Source organism: Roseateles sp. GW821-FHT09G03, from assembly GCF_059416045.1.
Map to the genome: position 1 here is coordinate 25,848 of NZ_JBWKOK010000009.1, position 16,250 is coordinate 42,097.

At 69.1% G+C, this 16,250-nt stretch carries 14 protein-coding genes; 9 read left to right on the forward strand and 5 right to left on the reverse strand.

Features of this window, described 5'->3' with window-relative positions:
• The first annotated feature begins 56 nt into the window (after nt 1-56).
• The 3 genes from AC07OZ_RS25810 to AC07OZ_RS25820 all read left to right on the forward strand — a co-directional run bounded on the left by AC07OZ_RS25810 (nt 57) and on the right by AC07OZ_RS25820 (nt 2,499).
• Nucleotides 57-953: a DMT family transporter gene (locus AC07OZ_RS25810; RefSeq protein ID WP_495469908.1), complete on the forward strand. Its 897-nt coding sequence runs from the start codon at nt 57-59 to the stop codon at nt 951-953.
• A 72-nt stretch (nt 954-1,025) separates the two neighbouring features.
• Nucleotides 1,026-1,889 (forward strand): sulfurtransferase, encoded by an 864-nt coding sequence (locus tag AC07OZ_RS25815; RefSeq protein WP_495470069.1) that lies wholly within the window; start codon nt 1,026-1,028, stop codon nt 1,887-1,889.
• A 157-nt stretch (nt 1,890-2,046) separates the two neighbouring features.
• Entirely contained in the window at nt 2,047-2,499 is a 453-nt protein-coding gene (locus AC07OZ_RS25820; RefSeq protein ID WP_495469909.1) for a universal stress protein, read from the forward strand.
• 63 nt (nt 2,500-2,562) lie between these two features.
• Here the strand turns inward: AC07OZ_RS25820 and AC07OZ_RS25825 are convergent, their stop codons facing one another.
• Both AC07OZ_RS25825 and AC07OZ_RS25830 read right to left on the reverse strand, forming a co-directional pair.
• On the reverse strand, nt 2,563-3,339 hold the full coding sequence (locus AC07OZ_RS25825) for a ZIP family metal transporter (protein ID WP_495469910.1): 777 nt from the start codon (nt 3,337-3,339) through the stop codon (nt 2,563-2,565).
• A gap of 240 nt (nt 3,340-3,579) precedes the next feature.
• Nucleotides 3,580-4,509 carry a dienelactone hydrolase family protein gene (locus AC07OZ_RS25830; protein ID WP_495469911.1) on the reverse strand — a complete coding sequence of 310 codons (930 nt, stop codon included), beginning with the start codon at nt 4,507-4,509 and terminating at the stop codon, nt 3,580-3,582.
• A gap of 126 nt (nt 4,510-4,635) precedes the next feature.
• Between AC07OZ_RS25830 and AC07OZ_RS25835 the strand changes: the two genes are divergently transcribed.
• Nucleotides 4,636-6,153, forward strand: a complete 1,518-nt coding sequence (locus AC07OZ_RS25835) for a Ppx/GppA phosphatase family protein (protein WP_495469912.1) — start codon at nt 4,636-4,638, stop codon at nt 6,151-6,153.
• A 9-nt stretch (nt 6,154-6,162) separates the two neighbouring features.
• Here AC07OZ_RS25835 and ppk1 read toward each other — a convergent pair whose 3' ends face one another.
• Both ppk1 and AC07OZ_RS25845 read right to left on the reverse strand, forming a co-directional pair.
• Complete coding sequence (ppk1, locus tag AC07OZ_RS25840; protein ID WP_495469913.1) at nt 6,163-8,223, reverse strand: polyphosphate kinase 1; 2,061 nt, start codon at nt 8,221-8,223, stop codon at nt 6,163-6,165.
• 179 nt (nt 8,224-8,402) lie between these two features.
• Nucleotides 8,403-9,254 (reverse strand): UDP-2,3-diacylglucosamine diphosphatase, encoded by an 852-nt coding sequence (locus AC07OZ_RS25845; RefSeq protein ID WP_495469914.1) that lies wholly within the window; start codon nt 9,252-9,254, stop codon nt 8,403-8,405.
• Between the two features lie 81 nt (nt 9,255-9,335).
• Between AC07OZ_RS25845 and AC07OZ_RS25850 the strand changes: the two genes are divergently transcribed.
• Nucleotides 9,336-10,268, forward strand: a complete 933-nt coding sequence (locus tag AC07OZ_RS25850) for a hypothetical protein (RefSeq protein WP_495469915.1) — start codon at nt 9,336-9,338, stop codon at nt 10,266-10,268.
• Complete coding sequence (gene recJ, locus AC07OZ_RS25855; protein WP_495469916.1) at nt 10,265-12,013, forward strand: single-stranded-DNA-specific exonuclease RecJ; 1,749 nt, start codon at nt 10,265-10,267, stop codon at nt 12,011-12,013. Before AC07OZ_RS25850 ends, recJ begins: the two co-directional genes overlap by 4 nt.
• A gap of 15 nt (nt 12,014-12,028) precedes the next feature.
• Here recJ and trxC read toward each other — a convergent pair whose 3' ends face one another.
• A complete protein-coding gene (trxC, locus tag AC07OZ_RS25860) occupies nt 12,029-12,484 on the reverse strand; it encodes a thioredoxin TrxC (RefSeq protein WP_495469917.1) in 456 nt (151 codons plus the stop codon).
• A 196-nt stretch (nt 12,485-12,680) separates the two neighbouring features.
• Between trxC and AC07OZ_RS25865 the strand changes: the two genes are divergently transcribed.
• From AC07OZ_RS25865 to AC07OZ_RS25875, 3 genes are all read left to right on the forward strand, one after another.
• Nucleotides 12,681-13,142 (forward strand): host attachment protein, encoded by a 462-nt coding sequence (locus tag AC07OZ_RS25865; RefSeq protein ID WP_495469918.1) that lies wholly within the window; start codon nt 12,681-12,683, stop codon nt 13,140-13,142.
• Nucleotides 13,143-13,315: 173 nt separating this feature from the next.
• Entirely contained in the window at nt 13,316-15,154 is a 1,839-nt protein-coding gene (locus AC07OZ_RS25870) for a bifunctional diguanylate cyclase/phosphodiesterase (RefSeq protein WP_495469919.1), read from the forward strand.
• A 101-nt stretch (nt 15,155-15,255) separates the two neighbouring features.
• On the forward strand, nt 15,256-16,122 hold the full coding sequence (locus AC07OZ_RS25875; RefSeq protein ID WP_495470070.1) for a 3',5'-nucleoside bisphosphate phosphatase: 867 nt from the start codon (nt 15,256-15,258) through the stop codon (nt 16,120-16,122).
• The last annotated feature ends 128 nt before the right edge of the window (nt 16,123-16,250 follow it).

The following is a 16,250-nucleotide window of genomic DNA, read 5'->3' on the forward strand; positions in this document are numbered from 1 at the left end:
TTTTGCGGCTCCCCGCAACAGGCCGGACCGACCTTCGGCGCGAGAATCGGCCGCATATGTCTGCACCCCTCCTGATGGTCCTGGCGACCCTGCTGTTCGCCACCATGGGTGTCTGCGTCAAGTTGGCCTCGGCCTACTACGGCGCGGGCGAGATCGTCATGTACCGCGGCCTGGTCGGCACGCTGTTCCTGTTCGCGCTGTCGCGGGCCAAGGGGCTGTCGTTGAAGACCGCCGTGCCGGCGATGCACTTCTGGCGCAGCCTGTCGGGGGTGATCGCGCTGTCGCTGTGGTTCTTCGCAATCAGCAAGCTGCCGCTCGCGACGGCCATGACGCTGAACTACATGTCCTCGGTGTGGATGGCGCTGTTCCTGATCGGCGGCGCCGTGCTGATGGGCGCGGCCAAGGTCGATCCGCGCCTGATCATCACCGTGCTGCTCGGCTTCGTCGGTGTCGGACTGGTGCTGCAGCCGGCGATGGAAGACCAGCAGGTCTGGCACGGACTGGCGGGGCTCGCCTCCGGGATGCTCTCGGCGATGGCCTACCTGCAGGTGACCTCGCTGGGCCGCGCGGGGGAGCCGGAATTCCGCATCGTCTTCTACTTCTCGATGGGCGGCGTCGTCGCCGGGGCGCTGACGACGATCGTGTCGCACGGCGGCTGGCATGCCCACACCTGGACCGGCGCGGCGTTGCTGCTGGCCGTCGGCGTGCTCGCCACCGCCGCCCAGTTGCTGATGACACGCGCCTACGGCACCGGCAAGCCGCTGGTGAACGCGTCGCTCCAGTACCTGGGCATCGTGTTCTCGGCGTTGTATGGTGTGCTGATCTTCGGTGACCTGCTGGGTCTGCTGTCGTGGATCGGCATCCTGCTGATCGTCGTCGCGGGCCTGGGGGCGACGCTGCTGCGCGCCCGGAACACCCCCAAGGACGCCCAGCATTCTGTCCAGGAATCTTGAACGGCCATGACGACTCCAGCGACGCCTCACCCGGTTTCCCCTTCCCAGTCCTCCACGACGTCCCCCTCCGCGGTGGGCTTTGACGGACTGGTCACGGTCGAACAGTTGCAGGCGCTGCTGAACTCGGCCACACCGCCGCTGGTCGTCGACGTCCGCTTCGACCTGGCCGACACCGCGGCCGGCGAGCGCGCCTACGCGGCCGGCCATGTACCCGGCGCGTTCTACCTGAACCTCGACCGCGATCTCAGCGGACCGAAACAGGATGCCTTCGGCGCGTTCCGCGGCCGCCACCCGCTGCCCGAACGCGAGGCCTTCGCCGGGCGACTGCGGGATCTCGGCATGACGCCGGGCCGGCAACTCGTCGCCTACGACGCCGCCGACGGCATGTACGGCGCGCGCGTCTGGTGGATGCTGCGCTGGCTGGGCCATGCGCAGGTGGCGGTGCTGGACGGCGGCTTCGCGGCCTGGCAGCAGGCCGGCGCTCCGGTGACGACGGACCTGCCCGCCGGCACGCCGGCCGCTTCCGCTTCCTTCGAATCCGGCACGCCGCTCGAAATGCCGTGGTCCGCCCAGGACCTGCTCGCCGGTCTCGGGCGCGTGCGCCTGATCGACGCCCGCGCGGGCGAGCGCTTCCGGGGGGAAGTCGAACCCCTGGACACGCAGGCGGGCCACATTCCCGGCGCGACGAACCGGTTCTTCAAGTCCAACCTGACGCCGGAAGGCCGGTTCAAGCCCGCCGCGCAGTTGCGCGAGGAATTCTCCGAACTGCTCGGCCCGCAGGGCGCCGCGGACACCGTGCATCAATGCGGATCCGGCGTGACCGCCTGCCACAACCTGCTGGCGATGCACCATGCCGGACTGACGGGCAGCCGGCTCTACCCCGGTTCCTGGAGCGAATGGAGCGCGAACCCGCGCTTCCCGCTCGCAAAAGGTTGACCGGAGGGCTGACGCCGGCCCTTATTGACATTGCGCATGGCGCGAGCACCATGGGAAGGGCAGACTGCCTAGGGCAAAGGGGTCAAGCCCTGACCCCGACTGGGCGTGGGGGTCGGGACCACCCAGCCCTACCCCGTTCGCTCGAAGGAGGCTCGCCATGTTCCAGCGCATCCTGATTCCCACCGACGGTTCCGACATCACCGCCAAGGCGATCTCCACCGCCGTCCAGCTGGCGAAGTTCCACAACGCCCGGCTGTTCGCCATCAGCGTGAAGGAGCCCTTCCCCTACAGCGCCGTCTCGGAGATGCAGCCGACGCCGCCGCAGGAGTTCTTCGACGCCCAGGAGCGCATCGCGCAGGAGCGTCTGGCCCACGTCCTGTCGCTGGCGCGGGCCGAAGGTCTGGAGATCGAGGCCCACAGCGTGGAAGCGCTCCACCCCTGGGAAGCCATCATCGAGCACGCCAAGCGCGTCAATGCCGACCTGCTGGTGATGGCCACGCACGGCCGTCGAGGGCTGCAGGCGCTGCTGCTCGGCAGCGAGACGCAGAAGGTGCTGACGCACTGCGCCTTCCCGGTGCTGGTGGTGCACGGCGAAGGCGCGCCGCAGTAAACCGCTCCGCATGCTGGCCGGCACGCCCTCCCGGGCGGCTCCGGCCCGCTTCAGCGGGCACGTTCAGTGAACGTGTTTCCCGCCCACGACGATCAGCACGAACACGATGCCCACGCCCAGCCACAGCAGCTGCAGCGCGGTGTCCTTCCACGGCAGCCGGCGTTGCAGCTGCGGGATCAGGTCGGCGACCGAGACATAGACGAAGCTGCTCGACGCCGCCACCAGCAGGTAGGGGAACAGCTGCTGCCACGGACCCACGACGTAATAACCCACCAGCCCGCCGATCACCGCCGCCATCCCTGACACGGCGTTGAAGAACAAGGCCTTCTTGCGGGTGAAGCCCGCGTTCAGCAGCACGATGTAGTCGCCGACTTCCTGCGGAATCTCGTGCGCCACGATCGCCATCGCGGTGACCCAACCCAGGTGGTGATCGGCCAGGAAGGCCGCGGCGATGATGATCCCGTCGCAGAAGTTGTGGATCGAATCCCCCACCAGCACCGACAACCCACCCCGGCCCGCCTGCTCCTGGTCGAAGTGGTGGTGATGGTGATGCCCGTCCCCCTCATGGTGGTGGGTGTGGCGGTACAGCTCGGCCTTCTCCAGCAGGAAGAAGAACATCAAGCCGCCCAGCAGCGCCAGGAACAGGTTGTGCGGATCCGCCCCGCTCTCGAACGCCTCCGGCAACACATGCAGCAGCGCGGTCGACAGCAGCACGCCGGTGGACAGACTCACTAGGTGCTTGACGATGCGGCTCAGCAGGCCAACCGTCAGCATCGCCGCGATCGTCACGGAGGCAAGACCGCCGGCGAAAGTCACCAGCAGGATGTAGGTCAGGGTCATGGATAAAAAAGGCGCACCACTGGGGGTGCGCCGGTTGGGGTTCCGAAAATTGTCTCAGACTCGTCAAGCCCCGCCGGCTTCGCGGGCTCTGGCATCAACTTCGTGGCGGTGAGCGTAGGGGCCGGGAAAGACTTCGAGACGGTGAGCGCGGGCTCTCCACGGGGCATGGGGCCTCGCGTCCGCGAACCCCAAGCCCCATTCCGGCCCCAGCCTCTCTCGCTGACTTCGGGCCTTGGGCGTTCAGATGCCATGCTGCTTGAACCAGGCCTGGCAACGGGCCCAACCATCCTTGGCAGGCTCAGGCTTGTAGCTGGGGCGGTAATCGGCGTGAAAGGCATGGCCGGTGTCAGGGTAGACGACGAACTCACTCGCCTTGGCAGCAGCGCTACCCTGCTTGAGCGCCTCCTGCATCGCGGCGACCGTGGACACGGGAATGCCGCCGTCCTGCGCACCGTACAGGCCTAGCACCGGAGCGTTCAGTTGACCGACGACGTCGATCGGATGCTTCGGCGTCATCGCATTCGTCTGGCCTTGCAGGCGGCCGTACCAGGCCACCCCCGCCTTCACCGCCTTGCTGTGCGCCGTGTACAGCCACACGATGCGGCCGCCCCAGCAGAAGCCGGTGATCGCCAGCTTCGAGGTGTCGCCGCCCTGCTGCTTCGCCCAGGCGACCGCCGCGTCCAGGTCGTTCATGACCTGCGCGTCGGGCGTGCGCTGGATGATCTCGCTCTGCAGCTTGGCGATGTCCGAATACACGGTCGCATTGCCCTGCCGCGCGAACAGGTCGGGCGCGATCGCCAGGTAGCCGAGCTTCGCGAAACGACGCGCGACATCGGCGATGTGCTCGTGCACGCCGAAGATCTCGCTGATCACGAGCACGACGTGCGCATTCTTCTTGCCCGCGGGCTGTGCGACGTACGCCGGCATCTTGAAGTCGCCGACCGGGATCGAGACCGGGCACGCATCCAGGCCTTGCGTGTCGGTGGTGATCGTCTGCGCCGACACCGGCAGCACCGCCGCCGCGAAACCGCTGCCGACCGCCGTGCTGACGAAGGCCCGCCGGCTGAAGGCCCGGCCCGGGGTCAACGTGTCGATGTCGTCGCGGATCGCGTCGGCCAGTTCAGGGGACACGCCGGCGGCGCCTTCGGCGCGGGAATCGGAATTCGTCATCTGCGGCTCCTCGGTTGGGATGCGGGGTGGACGGAACGCCGGATGCTAGCGCGGGTGTCGTGCGACAGCATGATGAAAGCACTTCGTTCCCGATGGCGGTCCCAAACACCGCGACAATCGCGACCCATGACGACGCAAGCGCAAGTTCCCCTGATCCTGGCCGCCATCGACATGGGCTCCAACAGCTTCCGTCTGGAACTCGCCCAGTTGCAGCACGGGCAGTACCGCCGGCTGGACTACCTGAAGGAAACGGTGCGCCTGGGCGCGGGTCTGGATGCGATGAGCATGCTGACCGAAGAGGCCACCGAGCGCGGCCTCGCCTGCCTGCGGCGCTTCGCGGAACGGCTGTCGGGCCTGCCCGGCCGCCAGGTGCGCGCGGTCGCGACCCAGACGCTGCGCGAGGCGCGCAATCGCAACGCCTTCCTCGCGCGGGCGCAGGAGGTGCTGGGGCATCCGATCGAAGTGATCTCCGGCCGCGAAGAGGCCCGCCTCATCTACGCCGGCGTGGCCCGGCTGCAGGCGGCCGAGGATCCGCGCCTGGTCATCGACATCGGCGGCCGCTCCACCGAGATGATCCTGGGCCGCGGTCCGCAACCGGTCAGTACTGAATCCTTCCAGATCGGCAGCGTCAGCCTGTCGATGCGCTTCTTCCCCGACGGACGCTTCACGCCCGAAGCGTTCCGCGCCGCTCAGGTCGCCGCCGGCGCCGAGCTCGAGGAAGCCATCACCCAGTTCTCGCGCCAGTCGGCGCAACCGCGCTGGCAGCAGGCGCTGGGCTCGTCCGGCACCGTCGGCGCCGTGTCGCAGATCCTGGCCGCCAGCGGCGTCAGCCCGGACGGCTCGATCACGCTCGACGGCCTGCGCTGGTGCATCGAGCAGTGCCTGGTCGCCGGGCGCGTCGATGCGCTGAAGCTCGCCGGCCTGAAGGACGATCGCCGCGCCGTCGTCGGCGGCGGCCTGTGCATCCTCTACACGCTGCTCACGCACTTCGACATCGACCGCCTGTACCCCGCCAAGGGCGCCCTGCGCCAGGGGGTCATCTTCGACCTCGCGGAACGCCTCGACCCGCGCCTGCTCGCCGCCGGCCGCGACATGCGGGAGCAATCCGTCTCCGAGCTGCAGCGCCGCTTCGCCGTCGACCGCGAACAGGCCGGCCGCGTCCAGTCGCTCGCCCAGCGCCTGCACACGCAGCTGTCGCCCAGGGCCGAGGAAGAACATCGCCGCGAACTCTCCTGGGCCGCCGCGCTCCACGAGATCGGCATGATGGTCTCCCATCACGACCACCATCGGCACAGCGCCTACCTGCTGTCGCATGTCGACGCTCCTGGTTTCTCGCAGAACCAGCTGCGGCGCCTCGGCGACCTGGCCCTCGGTCAGCGCGGCGGGCTGCGCAAGCTCGAGGAGCAGCTGCAGGACGAAGCCATGGTCTGGCAGTTGCTCGCGCTCCGGCTCGCGGCCATCAAGTGCCATGCGCGCAGCAACGTCGATCCGGCCGACATCAGGATCCGCCGCGACGGGATGGACGTCACCATCGAGATGCGCAAGGGTTGGGCCGATACCCACCCCCGGGCGCACTTCCTGCTCCGGGAGGAGCTGGAAGCCTGGGCCAAGGTGGGGAAGGTGCAGTTGGCGCTGGAGGCCTGACCCGGTAGGTCAGAGGTCTTCGCGGTAGAGGCGCATCAGGGCCTGCTGCGCGCAGACGCTGTCCGGGTTGGCCTCGGTGCCGATGCGCTGCGAGGTGCCGTCGGGGCCCAGTTGCCAGGCGTCCAGCGTGTCGTGCAGGTAGGGCGTCAGGCCCTCGTCGAGCACCCGCTGACGCAGCTTCGCGTCCGTGATCGGCCACGCGACCTCGATGCGTCTCAGCATGTTGCGCGCCATCCAGTCGGCGCTCGACAGGTACAGCGCCTCCTGCTCGTCCTGGCCCCAGCGGAAATAGAAGATCCGCGAGTGCTCCAGGAAACGACCCACCACCGAGCGCACCAGGATGTTGTCCGTCTCGCCCGGCAATCCCGGCGGCAGCATGCAGGCACCACGCACGATCAGATCGATCTTCGCGCCAGCCTTGCCCGCGCGGATCAGGCCGTTGATGAGCTCGGCATCGGTCAGCGCATTGATCTTCAGGACCACGCGCGCGGTCTCGCCGCGCTTCGCCGCTTCCTCGACCTGCGTCAGCAGCTCGCACATCGTGCGGTGCAGGTTGAACGGCGCCAGCAGCAGCTTCTTGGGCGCCTTGAACTTCGACAGGGATGCCAGCTGGCTGAACACCAGGTCCATGTCCGCGGTGATCTCGGCGTCGGCCGTCAGATAACCGAGGTCGGTGTAGAAGCGCGCCGTCTTCGGGTTGTAGTTGCCCGTGGACAGATGCCCGTAGCGGCGCAGCTTCCCGCCCTCGCGGCGCGTGATCAGCATCAGCTTCGCATGCGTCTTGAGGCCGACGATGCCGTACACCACCTGCGCGCCGACGGCTTCCAGCCGCTCCGCCCAGTTGATGTTGGCCTCCTCGTCGAAGCGCGCCTTGAGCTCGACCACCGCCAGCACTTCCTTGCCGCGCCGCGCCGCCTCGATCAGCAGGTCGGCCAGCACCGACTGGCTGCCGGTCCGGTAGATCGTCTGCTTGATCGCCAGCACGTCCGGATCCTCGACCGCCTCGCGCAGCAGCTGCACCACCGGATCGAAGCTCTCGAACGGGTGATGCAGCATCACGTCACCCTTGGTCCGCAGCTTGTCGAAGATGGACTTGCCGCGCGGCAGCCGGCCCTTGGGCCAGCTCGGCTCGTAGGGCTGGAAGCGCAGGTCCTCGGCGTCGGTCTGGTCGATCAGTTCGTTCAGGCGCACGAGGTTGACCGGCCCGTTGACGCGGTACAGCGCCGCCTCCGGCAGGTCAAACTGCTCGAGCAGGAAACGCGAGAGCTCTTCGGGGCAGGTGTTGACCACTTCCAGCCGCACCGCGCGTCCGAAGTGGCGGGTGGTCAGGCCGGAGCGCAGCGCGTGGCGCAGGTTGGCGATCTCTTCCTCGTCGACCTCCAGGTCGGAGTCACGGGTGACGCGGAACTGGGAGAAGGCCTCGACATGCCGTCCCGGGAACAGCTCTTCCAGGTGGGCGCGGATGACGCTGGTCAGCAGCACGAAGCTCTGCTTGCCGCCACTGATCGCCGCCGGCACCTTGATCACGCGCGGCAGCACCCGCGGCACCTTGACGATGGCGATGCGGTTGTCGCGACCCAGCGCGTCCTTGCCCGACAGCCGGGCGATGAAGTGCAGCGACTTGTTGCCGACCTGCGGGAACGGATGCGCCGGGTCCAGGCCCACCGGGACCAGCAGCGGACGCACCTCGCGCTCGAAGAACTTGGCGACCCACGCGCGGATCTCGTCGGTGCGGTCGGCGTGGTTCAGGATCTGGATGTTGTGCTCGCGCAGGGCGGGCATGACCTGGTCGTTGAAGATTGCGTACTGCTCGTCGATCAGATCGTGGGCGGCGCGGCCGACGCGCTCGACGTCGCGCGGCGTCACCAGCCCGCTGCCGTCGCGCTGCATGTCCAGCATGTCGGCGAAACGCACCTCGAAGAACTCGTCGAGGTTGCTGGACACGATGCAGATGTAGCGCAGCCGCTCCAGCAGCGGCACGTCGACGCGCTGGGCCTGCGCCAGGACGCGCCGGTTGAACTCGAGGATCGCGTTTTCGCGGTTGAGCAGCGGGACGTCAGGCAAAGTCATGGACTGATTCTATGAAGCTGGTGTGACAAGGTGGTGACCCTCTTTCGGGCGGGTCGCGCACGGTTGCACCGACGTCGAGGACGACGCCCACCCCATCAGAACGATGGCGGATGCCTGGCTGGGGTCAGGTCGATCCTGGCTGGATCAGATACGTCCGGATCGGTTCGATACGGTTCGGATCACGCCGGCTGGCGCATCGCGGAGGCCAGCGCCTCGGCAGTCCCCTGCGCCGCGATCTTCCGCTGGCGCTCGGCCCAGTCCAGGATCTCGAGGTGGCCGTCCGGATGCTCGACCAGCGCGGTGAGGCTCTCGACCCAGTCGCCGTCGTTGGCGTAGGTGATGCCGTCGATGTCGCGCAGCTCGGCGTGGTGGATGTGGCCGCAGACGACGCCCTGCACGCCGCGCTTGCGGGCCTCGCGGGCCAGCGCCTGCTCGAATTCGCCGATGAACGAGACCGCGCGCTTGACCTTGAGCTTCAGGTACTTGCTGAGGCTCCAGTACGGCAGGCCCATGCGCGCGCGCAGCGAGTTGAGGTGGCGGTTCAGCTTCAGCGTGAATTCATAGAGCGTGTCGCCCAGGTGGGCCAGCCACTTGGCGTGCTGGATGACGCCGTCGAACAGGTCGCCATGGGTGACCCAGAACTTGCGGCCGTCGGCGGTTTCGTGGATCCACTCGTGCGCGACCTCGATGCCGCCGAAGCTGTGCTGCAGGTACTTGCGGGCGAATTCGTCGTGGTTGCCCGGCACGTAGATCACGCGGGTGCCCTTGCGCGCCTTGCGCAGCAGCTTCTGGACGACGTCGTTGTGCTCCTGCGGCCAGTACCAGCTGCGGCGCAGCTGCCAGCCGTCGACGATGTCGCCAACGAGGAAGAGCTGCTCGCACTCGACCTCCCTGAGGAAGTCGAGCAGCGCCCGGGCCTGGCAACCCGGCGTGCCCAGGTGCAGATCGGAGATCCACACCGTGCGCACGCGGATCGATCCGCCCTCGTCCGCCTCGGCCACAGGCGGTTCGTTCGAAATCGCGGCGGCCATGAGCGTGTCGGTCAGCATGGCCCCACAGGTTGCCGACGCCGGATGAAAGCTTGATGACCAGACCCCCGATAATCCCCCGCCATGCACCTGATGATCCCCTTCGCCAGTTCGCTGGACCCTCATTTCGAGGGCGCCCTGCGCGAGCTGGAGCTGCCGAACCTGAGCCGCCTGCTCGGCTTGCTGGCCCCGGCGGGGGACGTCGGCGATGCCGACGAGACCTCCCCGCTCCCCCCGCACGACCACTTCCTGGCGCGACGCCGCGGCGTCGCCGACGACCATCCGCCGATCGCCGCCTGGCGCGTGCGCGCCGCCGGGCAGGATCCCGCCGACGCCGCCTGGGCACTGCTGACGCCCGCCCACTTCGCCGTCGGCACCGAGGGCGTCACCGCGCTCGGGCCCGAGACGCTAGCCCTGGACGAGGCCGAATCCCGCGCCTTCCTCGACGCGCTGTCGACCGCGCTGTTCCCCGCCGCCGAAGGCTGGCGGACCGCCTGGCTGTCCCCCGGCGAATGGGCGATCGCGCACGACGAGCTCGACGGCCTGGAGGCCGCCAGCGCGGATCGCGTGCTCAATCGCGGTGTCGAGACCTGGTACCCGCGCGCCCGCCGCCTGCGCACGCTGCTCAACGAGGCGCAGATGCTGCTGCACGATCACCCGCTCAACCAGGCGCGCGAGCAACGCCGGCTGCGCCCGCTGAACGCCGTGTGGATCGGTGGCGGCGGACGCGAGCGTGGCAGCGCCTTGCCCGCCGACCTCGTCGTCGACGACCGCCTGCGCGTGCCGATGCTGACCGGCGATCTCTACGCGTGGAGCGAGGGCTGGAAGGCGCTGGACCAGGGCCCGATCGAGCAGGTGTTGAATGCCGCGCGCGCCAACGAGCCCGTCTCGCTCACGCTGAGCGGCGAGCGCCTCGCCCGCACCTGGAGACGCCAGTCCGCGAGCGGCTGGCAGCGCTTGAAGGAACGATTCGCGGCGCCGAGCGCCTCGGTCGCCACCGCCCTGGAGCCCCTGTGAGCAGTCCCCGCATCCTGACCCGCGACGTCCCGCCGGACTCCGCCCACGCGCTGCAGGAAGCCGGCTTCTCGCCGCTGCTGTCGCGCCTCTTCGCGGCCCGGGGCGTGCTGTCGCGCGACGAGCTCGACCCCGACCTGAAGCACCTGCTCCCGCCCGAGGGCCCGCTGGGGATGCTCGGCATCGACAAGGCCGCGGTGCTGCTGGCCGACGCGATCGGCGCGGGCGATCGCATCTGCATCGTGGCGGACTACGACTGCGACGGCGCCACCGCCTGCGCGGTGATGCTGCGTGGATTGGCGCTGCTCGGCGCCCAGCCGGGCACGGTCAGCTACGTGGTCCCCGATCGCGCGGTCCACGGCTATGGCCTGACGCCAACCATCGTCGAGCTGGCGTTGAAGCATGAGCCCCGCCTGCTCGTCACCGTCGACAACGGCATCGCCAGCCATGCCGGCGTGGCCTTCGCGCGCGCGCTCGGCCTGAAGGTTCTCGTCACGGACCACCACCTGCCGGCGGTCACCGCCGACGGCCAGCCGACCGTGCCCGACGCCGACGCGCTGGTGAACCCCAACCAGCCGGGCTGCCCCTTCCCCGGCAAGAGCCTCGCCGGTGTCGGCGTCGCCTTCTACGTGCTGACGGTGCTGCGCGGCGAGCTGCGCCGCCGCGGCGCATTCGGTGAGGATGCGCCGCCGCGGCTCGACGGCCTGCTCGACCTCGTCGCGCTGGGCACCGTCGCCGACGTGGTGAGACTCGACGCCAACAACCGTCGCCTGGTGGCGCAGGGCCTGCGGCGGATGCGCGCCGGCCGCATGCAGCCGGGCGTGCAGGCGCTGTTCACCGCGGCGAGCCGCGACGCCTCGCGCGCCAACAGCTTCGACCTCGGCTTCGCGCTGGGTCCGCGCATCAACGCGGCGGGCCGCCTCGACGACATGACGCTGGGCATCACCTGCCTGACGACGGACGACAGCGAACAGGCGCTGGCCCTTGCGCGTGAGCTCGACCGCATCAACCGCGAGCGTCGCGAGATCGAGGCCGGCATGCAGGAGCAGGCGCTCGCGCTGCTCGAGCGCCTGATGACGGATCCGCGCCTGGACGGCGCGCCGCCGCCCGCGCTGGCGCTCTTCGATGCCGACTTCCACGAAGGCGTCGTCGGCATCGTGGCCTCGCGGATCAAGGACCGGCTGCATCGCCCGGTGTTCGTCTTCGCCGAGGGCGCGGATGGCCAGCTCAAGGGCTCGGGCCGCTCGATCCCCGGCTTCCATCTGCGCGATGCGCTGGACCTCGTGTCCAAGCGCCATCCCGAGCTGCTGAAAAAATTCGGCGGCCACGCGATGGCGGCGGGATGCACGCTGGGACCTGGCGGCGTCGACGCCTTCCGCACCGCTTTCGAGGACGTCGCCCGCGAGTGGCTCGACGAGGCCTCGCTCACCCGAACGCTGCGCACCGACGGCCCTTTGCCGCCGGAAGCCTTCTGCGCCGAGACGGTCCAGGAGCTGGAAGCGCAGGTCTGGGGTCAGGCCTTCGAGGCGCCGCTGTTCTGCGACCGCGTGCAGGTCGTGAACCAGCGCATCGTCGGCGAACGCCACCTCAAGCTGCGCCTGCGCCAGGGCGCCTGGATCCGCGATGCCATCTGGTTCGGCCACACCGAGCAGTTGCCCGAGCAGGTGACGCTGGCCTACCGCCTGAGCCTGGACGAGTTCCAGGGCCAGCAGCGCGTGCAGATGGTCGTGGAGGCGATGGCGGAATAGCTCGGCGCGGGACGCTCAGCCCAGCAACTGCTTCCGTACCCACTCGACGATGGCCGGCGCCGGCATCGCACCGGATTCGCGCGCGATCTCCTGCCCATCGAGGAACAGCAGCATCGTGGGAATGCTGCGGATGCCGTAGCGCGCGCTCTGCTGCGGCGCGGCTTCGGTATCGAGCTTCACGAAGCGCACTTCGGGCAGCATCGCCGCCGCCTTCTCGAACTGCGGCGTCATCATCCGGCAAGGGCCGCACCACTCGGCCCAGCAGTCGACGACGACCGGCAGTTCGGTGCCGGCGATGAACTTGTCGAACACCTCCGGCGTGAGATCCACGGCCTGCGCCTGCATCAGCGGCGTGCTGCAGCGGCCGCAGTCGGGCGACTCGCCCAGACGCTCGCGCGGCACGCGGTTCTTCGCGCCGCAGGACGGGCAGACGATGTGGAGGCTGACGGCGGAGGGGTGGTCGGTATCCATGGCGATCTCGATGCGGAGGAGCCGGTGCAATGTACCGGCGGGCAAGCCATGTTCCCTCCGTCGGGACTGACCGCCAAGTGCACCCACGCCTTGTTCGAGCCGACCGGGGCGCGATTCAGGACGCGACTCAGGGCCCGACCCGGGGTACGGCGATTGCCACCCTTCCCTCGACGAGAACTCTGTTGAAGGAACCGAGATGACTGCATACAAGGACGATGGGAAGCTCTGGGTGCTGGTGGCCGATGAGGGCGTGGCGCGTCTGCTGAAGCTGCCCGAGGAAGGTGGCGACCTGGAGGACGTCACGACGCTGACCGATGCCGCCGCCCATGCGAACAACGCGGACCTGCGGCGCGACGCCGAAGGCCGGCGCGGCAACAACGTGACCGCGTCCGCGGGCGTCGACGAATCGCATCAAGAAGCCATCAGCTTCGCCGCGCGCGTCGCCAAGACGCTCGACGACGGCTACAACAACGGCGAGGTGACGCAGTTGCGCGTCGTCGCCGCGCCGCGCTTCCTGGGCCTGTTGCGCAAGGCGCTGAGCCCGCAGATCACCAAGCTCATCATCGACGAGACCAACGTCGACGTGGTCCACGAGAGCCTGGGCGCGCTGACGACGCGCCTGTTCCCGGAGCGGGACTTCAGCAAGCAGAAGCCGTGACGTCCGCCCATGCACCTCGCGTCGCCCAGTCCGTGATCCAGACACACGGAACTGCGCGAACCGCGCCAGACTTCACACCTGACCCCTGCTGTAACAGTTTGTCAAATCGATGACATAGAGGCCACCCAGAATGGGGACACCACGCGGCGTACCGTCCGCCGTGGTGTCTCCCCATGCCCACCACGCACCTGCAACCGCCCGACCCGCTGAGCATCGCCCTGTCCGCCATCATTCGCGACGGTGCGTTGGACATCCACTTCCAACCGCTGGTCGAGGTCGAGCGCGCGAACATCCTGGGCTACGAGGCCCTCACACGCGGGCCGGCGGACACGCCGCTGCACTCGCCGCTGGTGCTGTTCGAGACCGCCGCCCGCCTGGGCCGGCTCGTGGAGCTGGAACGGCTCGTCGTGCGCCGTGCGCTTCGCCGCTTCAAGGAGCTCAAGCTCCCCGGCCAGCTCTTCCTGAACCTCACCGCAGACACGCTGCTCGCCACCAGCGACCGCGGCACGCTGATCGCCCGCGAGTTCGCGCAGCTCGACCTGCCCGCGTCGCGTGTGGTCATCGAACTCACCGAGACGCGCCCCATCCTCGAACCCGAGCGCCTGCAGGACAGCATGCGCAGCCTGCGGGAGCTGGGCTTCGTCGTGGCGCTGGACGACCTCGGCGAGGGCTTCGCGAGCCTGAAGCGATGGATGGACATCCGGCCCGACTTCGTCAAGATCGACCGGCACTTCATCGACGGGATCGCGCAGGAGCCGCTCAAGCAGCAGTTCGTGCGCTCCATCCTCGAGATGGCGGCCAGCTCCGGCTGCACCGTCGTCGCCGAAGGCCTCGAGCAGCTCAGCGACCTCACCGTGCTGCGCCGTCTGGGCGTGCCGGTCTGCCAGGGTTACCTGCTCGCGCGTCCGAGCGCCGCGCCGCGCGCCGCGCTGCGCGCCGAGGTGGACGCGCTGCTCGCGCCCGAGCACCGCCGCCGCAACGCCGACTGGATGCGCCTGCCGCCCGACGCGATCACGACCGCCGCGCAGCTGGCCCGCCGCAGCCACACCGTCACGCCCAAGCTCAACTGCCAGACCGTCGCCGACATGTTCCAGCGCGACGAGCAGCTGTTCTCGATGCCGGTGCTGGACGAATCGAACCGCCCGATCGGCATCCTGCGCTCGCTGCAGGTGCTCAAGCGCAGCGCCGAGCGCTACTTCATGGACATCCACGAGAAGCGCTCCTGCACCGCGCTGATGGATCCGCAGCCGCTGATCTTCGATGCCGGCACCTCGCTGCGCGAGATGAGCGACGCGATCTCCAGCCTGGACGACCGCCTGATGGTCGACGGCTTCATCGTCACCCGCAACGGCGAGTATTTCGGCACCGGCCGCAGCACCGACCTGCTGAAGGCCGTCTCCGACCTGCAGGTCCACAGCGCGCGTTACGCCAACCCGCTGACGCTGATGCCGGGCAACGTGCCCACCGACCAGCACCTCGACGCCCTGCTGCACGAAGCGCGCGAATTCGTCGTCGTCGCCTGGGACATCGACCACTTCAAGCCCTTCAACGACGTCTACGGCTACGCCGCGGGCGACGACATCATCAAGCTCTGCGCGCAGATCCTGCAGGACGCCGCCGACCCGTCGCTGGACTTCGTCGGCCACATCGGCGGCGACGACTTCGTGATGGTGCTGGGCTCCCCCGACTGGACCGCCCGCGTCACCCGCGTCTGCCGCGAGTTCGACCGCCAGATCCGCCCCTTCTTCTCCGCCGAACACCAGGCGCTGGGCGGCTACGTGACGCTGAACCGCCAGAACCAGGAATCCTTCAATCCGCTGCCGACGCTGAGCGCCGGCGTGATCCAGGTGCAGCCCGGCGCCTTCGACAGCGTGCGCGCGCTGTCCGCCGCGCTGGCCGAGCCCAAGCACGTCGCCAAGTGCGGCACCGGACCCAGCCGCTACTTCGTCGACCGCCGTCGATCCGGTACCGGCGCCACGGACATGGCGCCGCTCCTAGAATCGGCGGGGTGAACACCCCTTCTCCCGTTCGACCGGTTCCACCGGGTTCCTCCGTCCCCACCGACACGCTGCCGGTTCACGCCGCCGCGTCCGACGGCATTGGGCGGATCGCGCTGCATGCGCAGACGAACGCGGACCTCCACTGCCACTCGACCGTCTCCGACGGCACGCTGACGCCCGAGGCCCTGGCCGCGCGCGCCAAGGCCAACGGCGTCGAGCTGTGGGCGTTGACGGACCACGACGAGCTCGGCGGCCAGCAGCGCGCGATCGCGGCGGCGAAGGCGGCGGGGCTGCCCTACCTGACCGGCGTCGAGATCTCCGTGACCTTCGCCGGCAAGGTCGTGCACATCGTGGGGCTGGGCTTCGACCATGAAGACCCGCGCATCGATGCCGGCCTGCGCGCAACGCGCGGCGGCCGCGGCGCGCGGGCGAAGGAAATGTCGGACGACCTGGCCAAGGCCGGCATCCACGGCGCCTATGAAGGCGCGCTCAGGTTCGCCGGCAATCCGGAGCTGATCTCCCGCACCCACTTCGCGCGCTTCCTGGTGGAGACCGGCCAGTGCTCGGACGTGCCCGAAGTCTTCCGCCGCTTCCTCACCGAAGGCAAGCCCGGCTTCGTGCCGCACCGCTGGGCGGCGCTGCGCGACGCGGTGGGCTGGATCGTCGATGCCGGCGGGCTGGCCGTCATCGCGCACCCGGGCCGCTACGGCTTCACACCGACCGAGGAGTACGCGCTGATCACCGAATTCATCGCGCACGGCGGGCGCGGCATCGAGGTCGTCACCGGCAGCCACACCGCCGGGGACATGATTCAGTACACCGACACGGCGCTCGAATTCGACCTGCTCGCGTCGCGCGGCTCCGACTTCCACAGCCCGGAGGAAAGCCGCGTCGACGTCGGCAAACTCGACCAGCATCTTTCCGGCCGGTTGAAACCGGTGTGGGGCGCGCTCGAGCACCGCATCCACTGGCCGGCCTGATTCCTCCGATCGCGGCACAAGACGCTGCGGATGCCCGCGGACCGCTTCGGACCGACGGACAGCGCGACAGGGATCTCCGGAAACATCCGCCGGCGCAGACCGGCTCCATGATCGGCTCGCATGCCGAT

Bases quoted from the DNA above. Each gene is read 5' to 3' on its own strand.
- AC07OZ_RS25810 (WP_495469908.1), top strand. From the start codon at position 57: ATGTCTGCACCCCTCCTGATGGTCCTGGCGACCCTGCTGTTCGCCACC.
- AC07OZ_RS25820 (WP_495469909.1), top strand. From the start codon at position 2,047: ATGTTCCAGCGCATCCTGATTCCCACCGACGGTTCCGACATCACCGCC.
- AC07OZ_RS25825 (WP_495469910.1), bottom strand. From the start codon at position 3,339: ATGACCCTGACCTACATCCTGCTGGTGACTTTCGCCGGCGGTCTTGCC.
- AC07OZ_RS25830 (WP_495469911.1), bottom strand. From the start codon at position 4,509: ATGACGAATTCCGATTCCCGCGCCGAAGGCGCCGCCGGCGTGTCCCCT.
- AC07OZ_RS25835 (WP_495469912.1), top strand. From the start codon at position 4,636: ATGACGACGCAAGCGCAAGTTCCCCTGATCCTGGCCGCCATCGACATG.
- ppk1 (WP_495469913.1), bottom strand. From the start codon at position 8,223: ATGACTTTGCCTGACGTCCCGCTGCTCAACCGCGAAAACGCGATCCTC.
- AC07OZ_RS25845 (WP_495469914.1), bottom strand. From the start codon at position 9,254: ATGGCCGCCGCGATTTCGAACGAACCGCCTGTGGCCGAGGCGGACGAG.
- AC07OZ_RS25850 (WP_495469915.1), top strand. From the start codon at position 9,336: ATGCACCTGATGATCCCCTTCGCCAGTTCGCTGGACCCTCATTTCGAG.
- trxC (WP_495469917.1), bottom strand. From the start codon at position 12,484: ATGGATACCGACCACCCCTCCGCCGTCAGCCTCCACATCGTCTGCCCG.
- AC07OZ_RS25865 (WP_495469918.1), top strand. From the start codon at position 12,681: ATGACTGCATACAAGGACGATGGGAAGCTCTGGGTGCTGGTGGCCGAT.
- AC07OZ_RS25870 (WP_495469919.1), top strand. From the start codon at position 13,316: ATGCCCACCACGCACCTGCAACCGCCCGACCCGCTGAGCATCGCCCTG.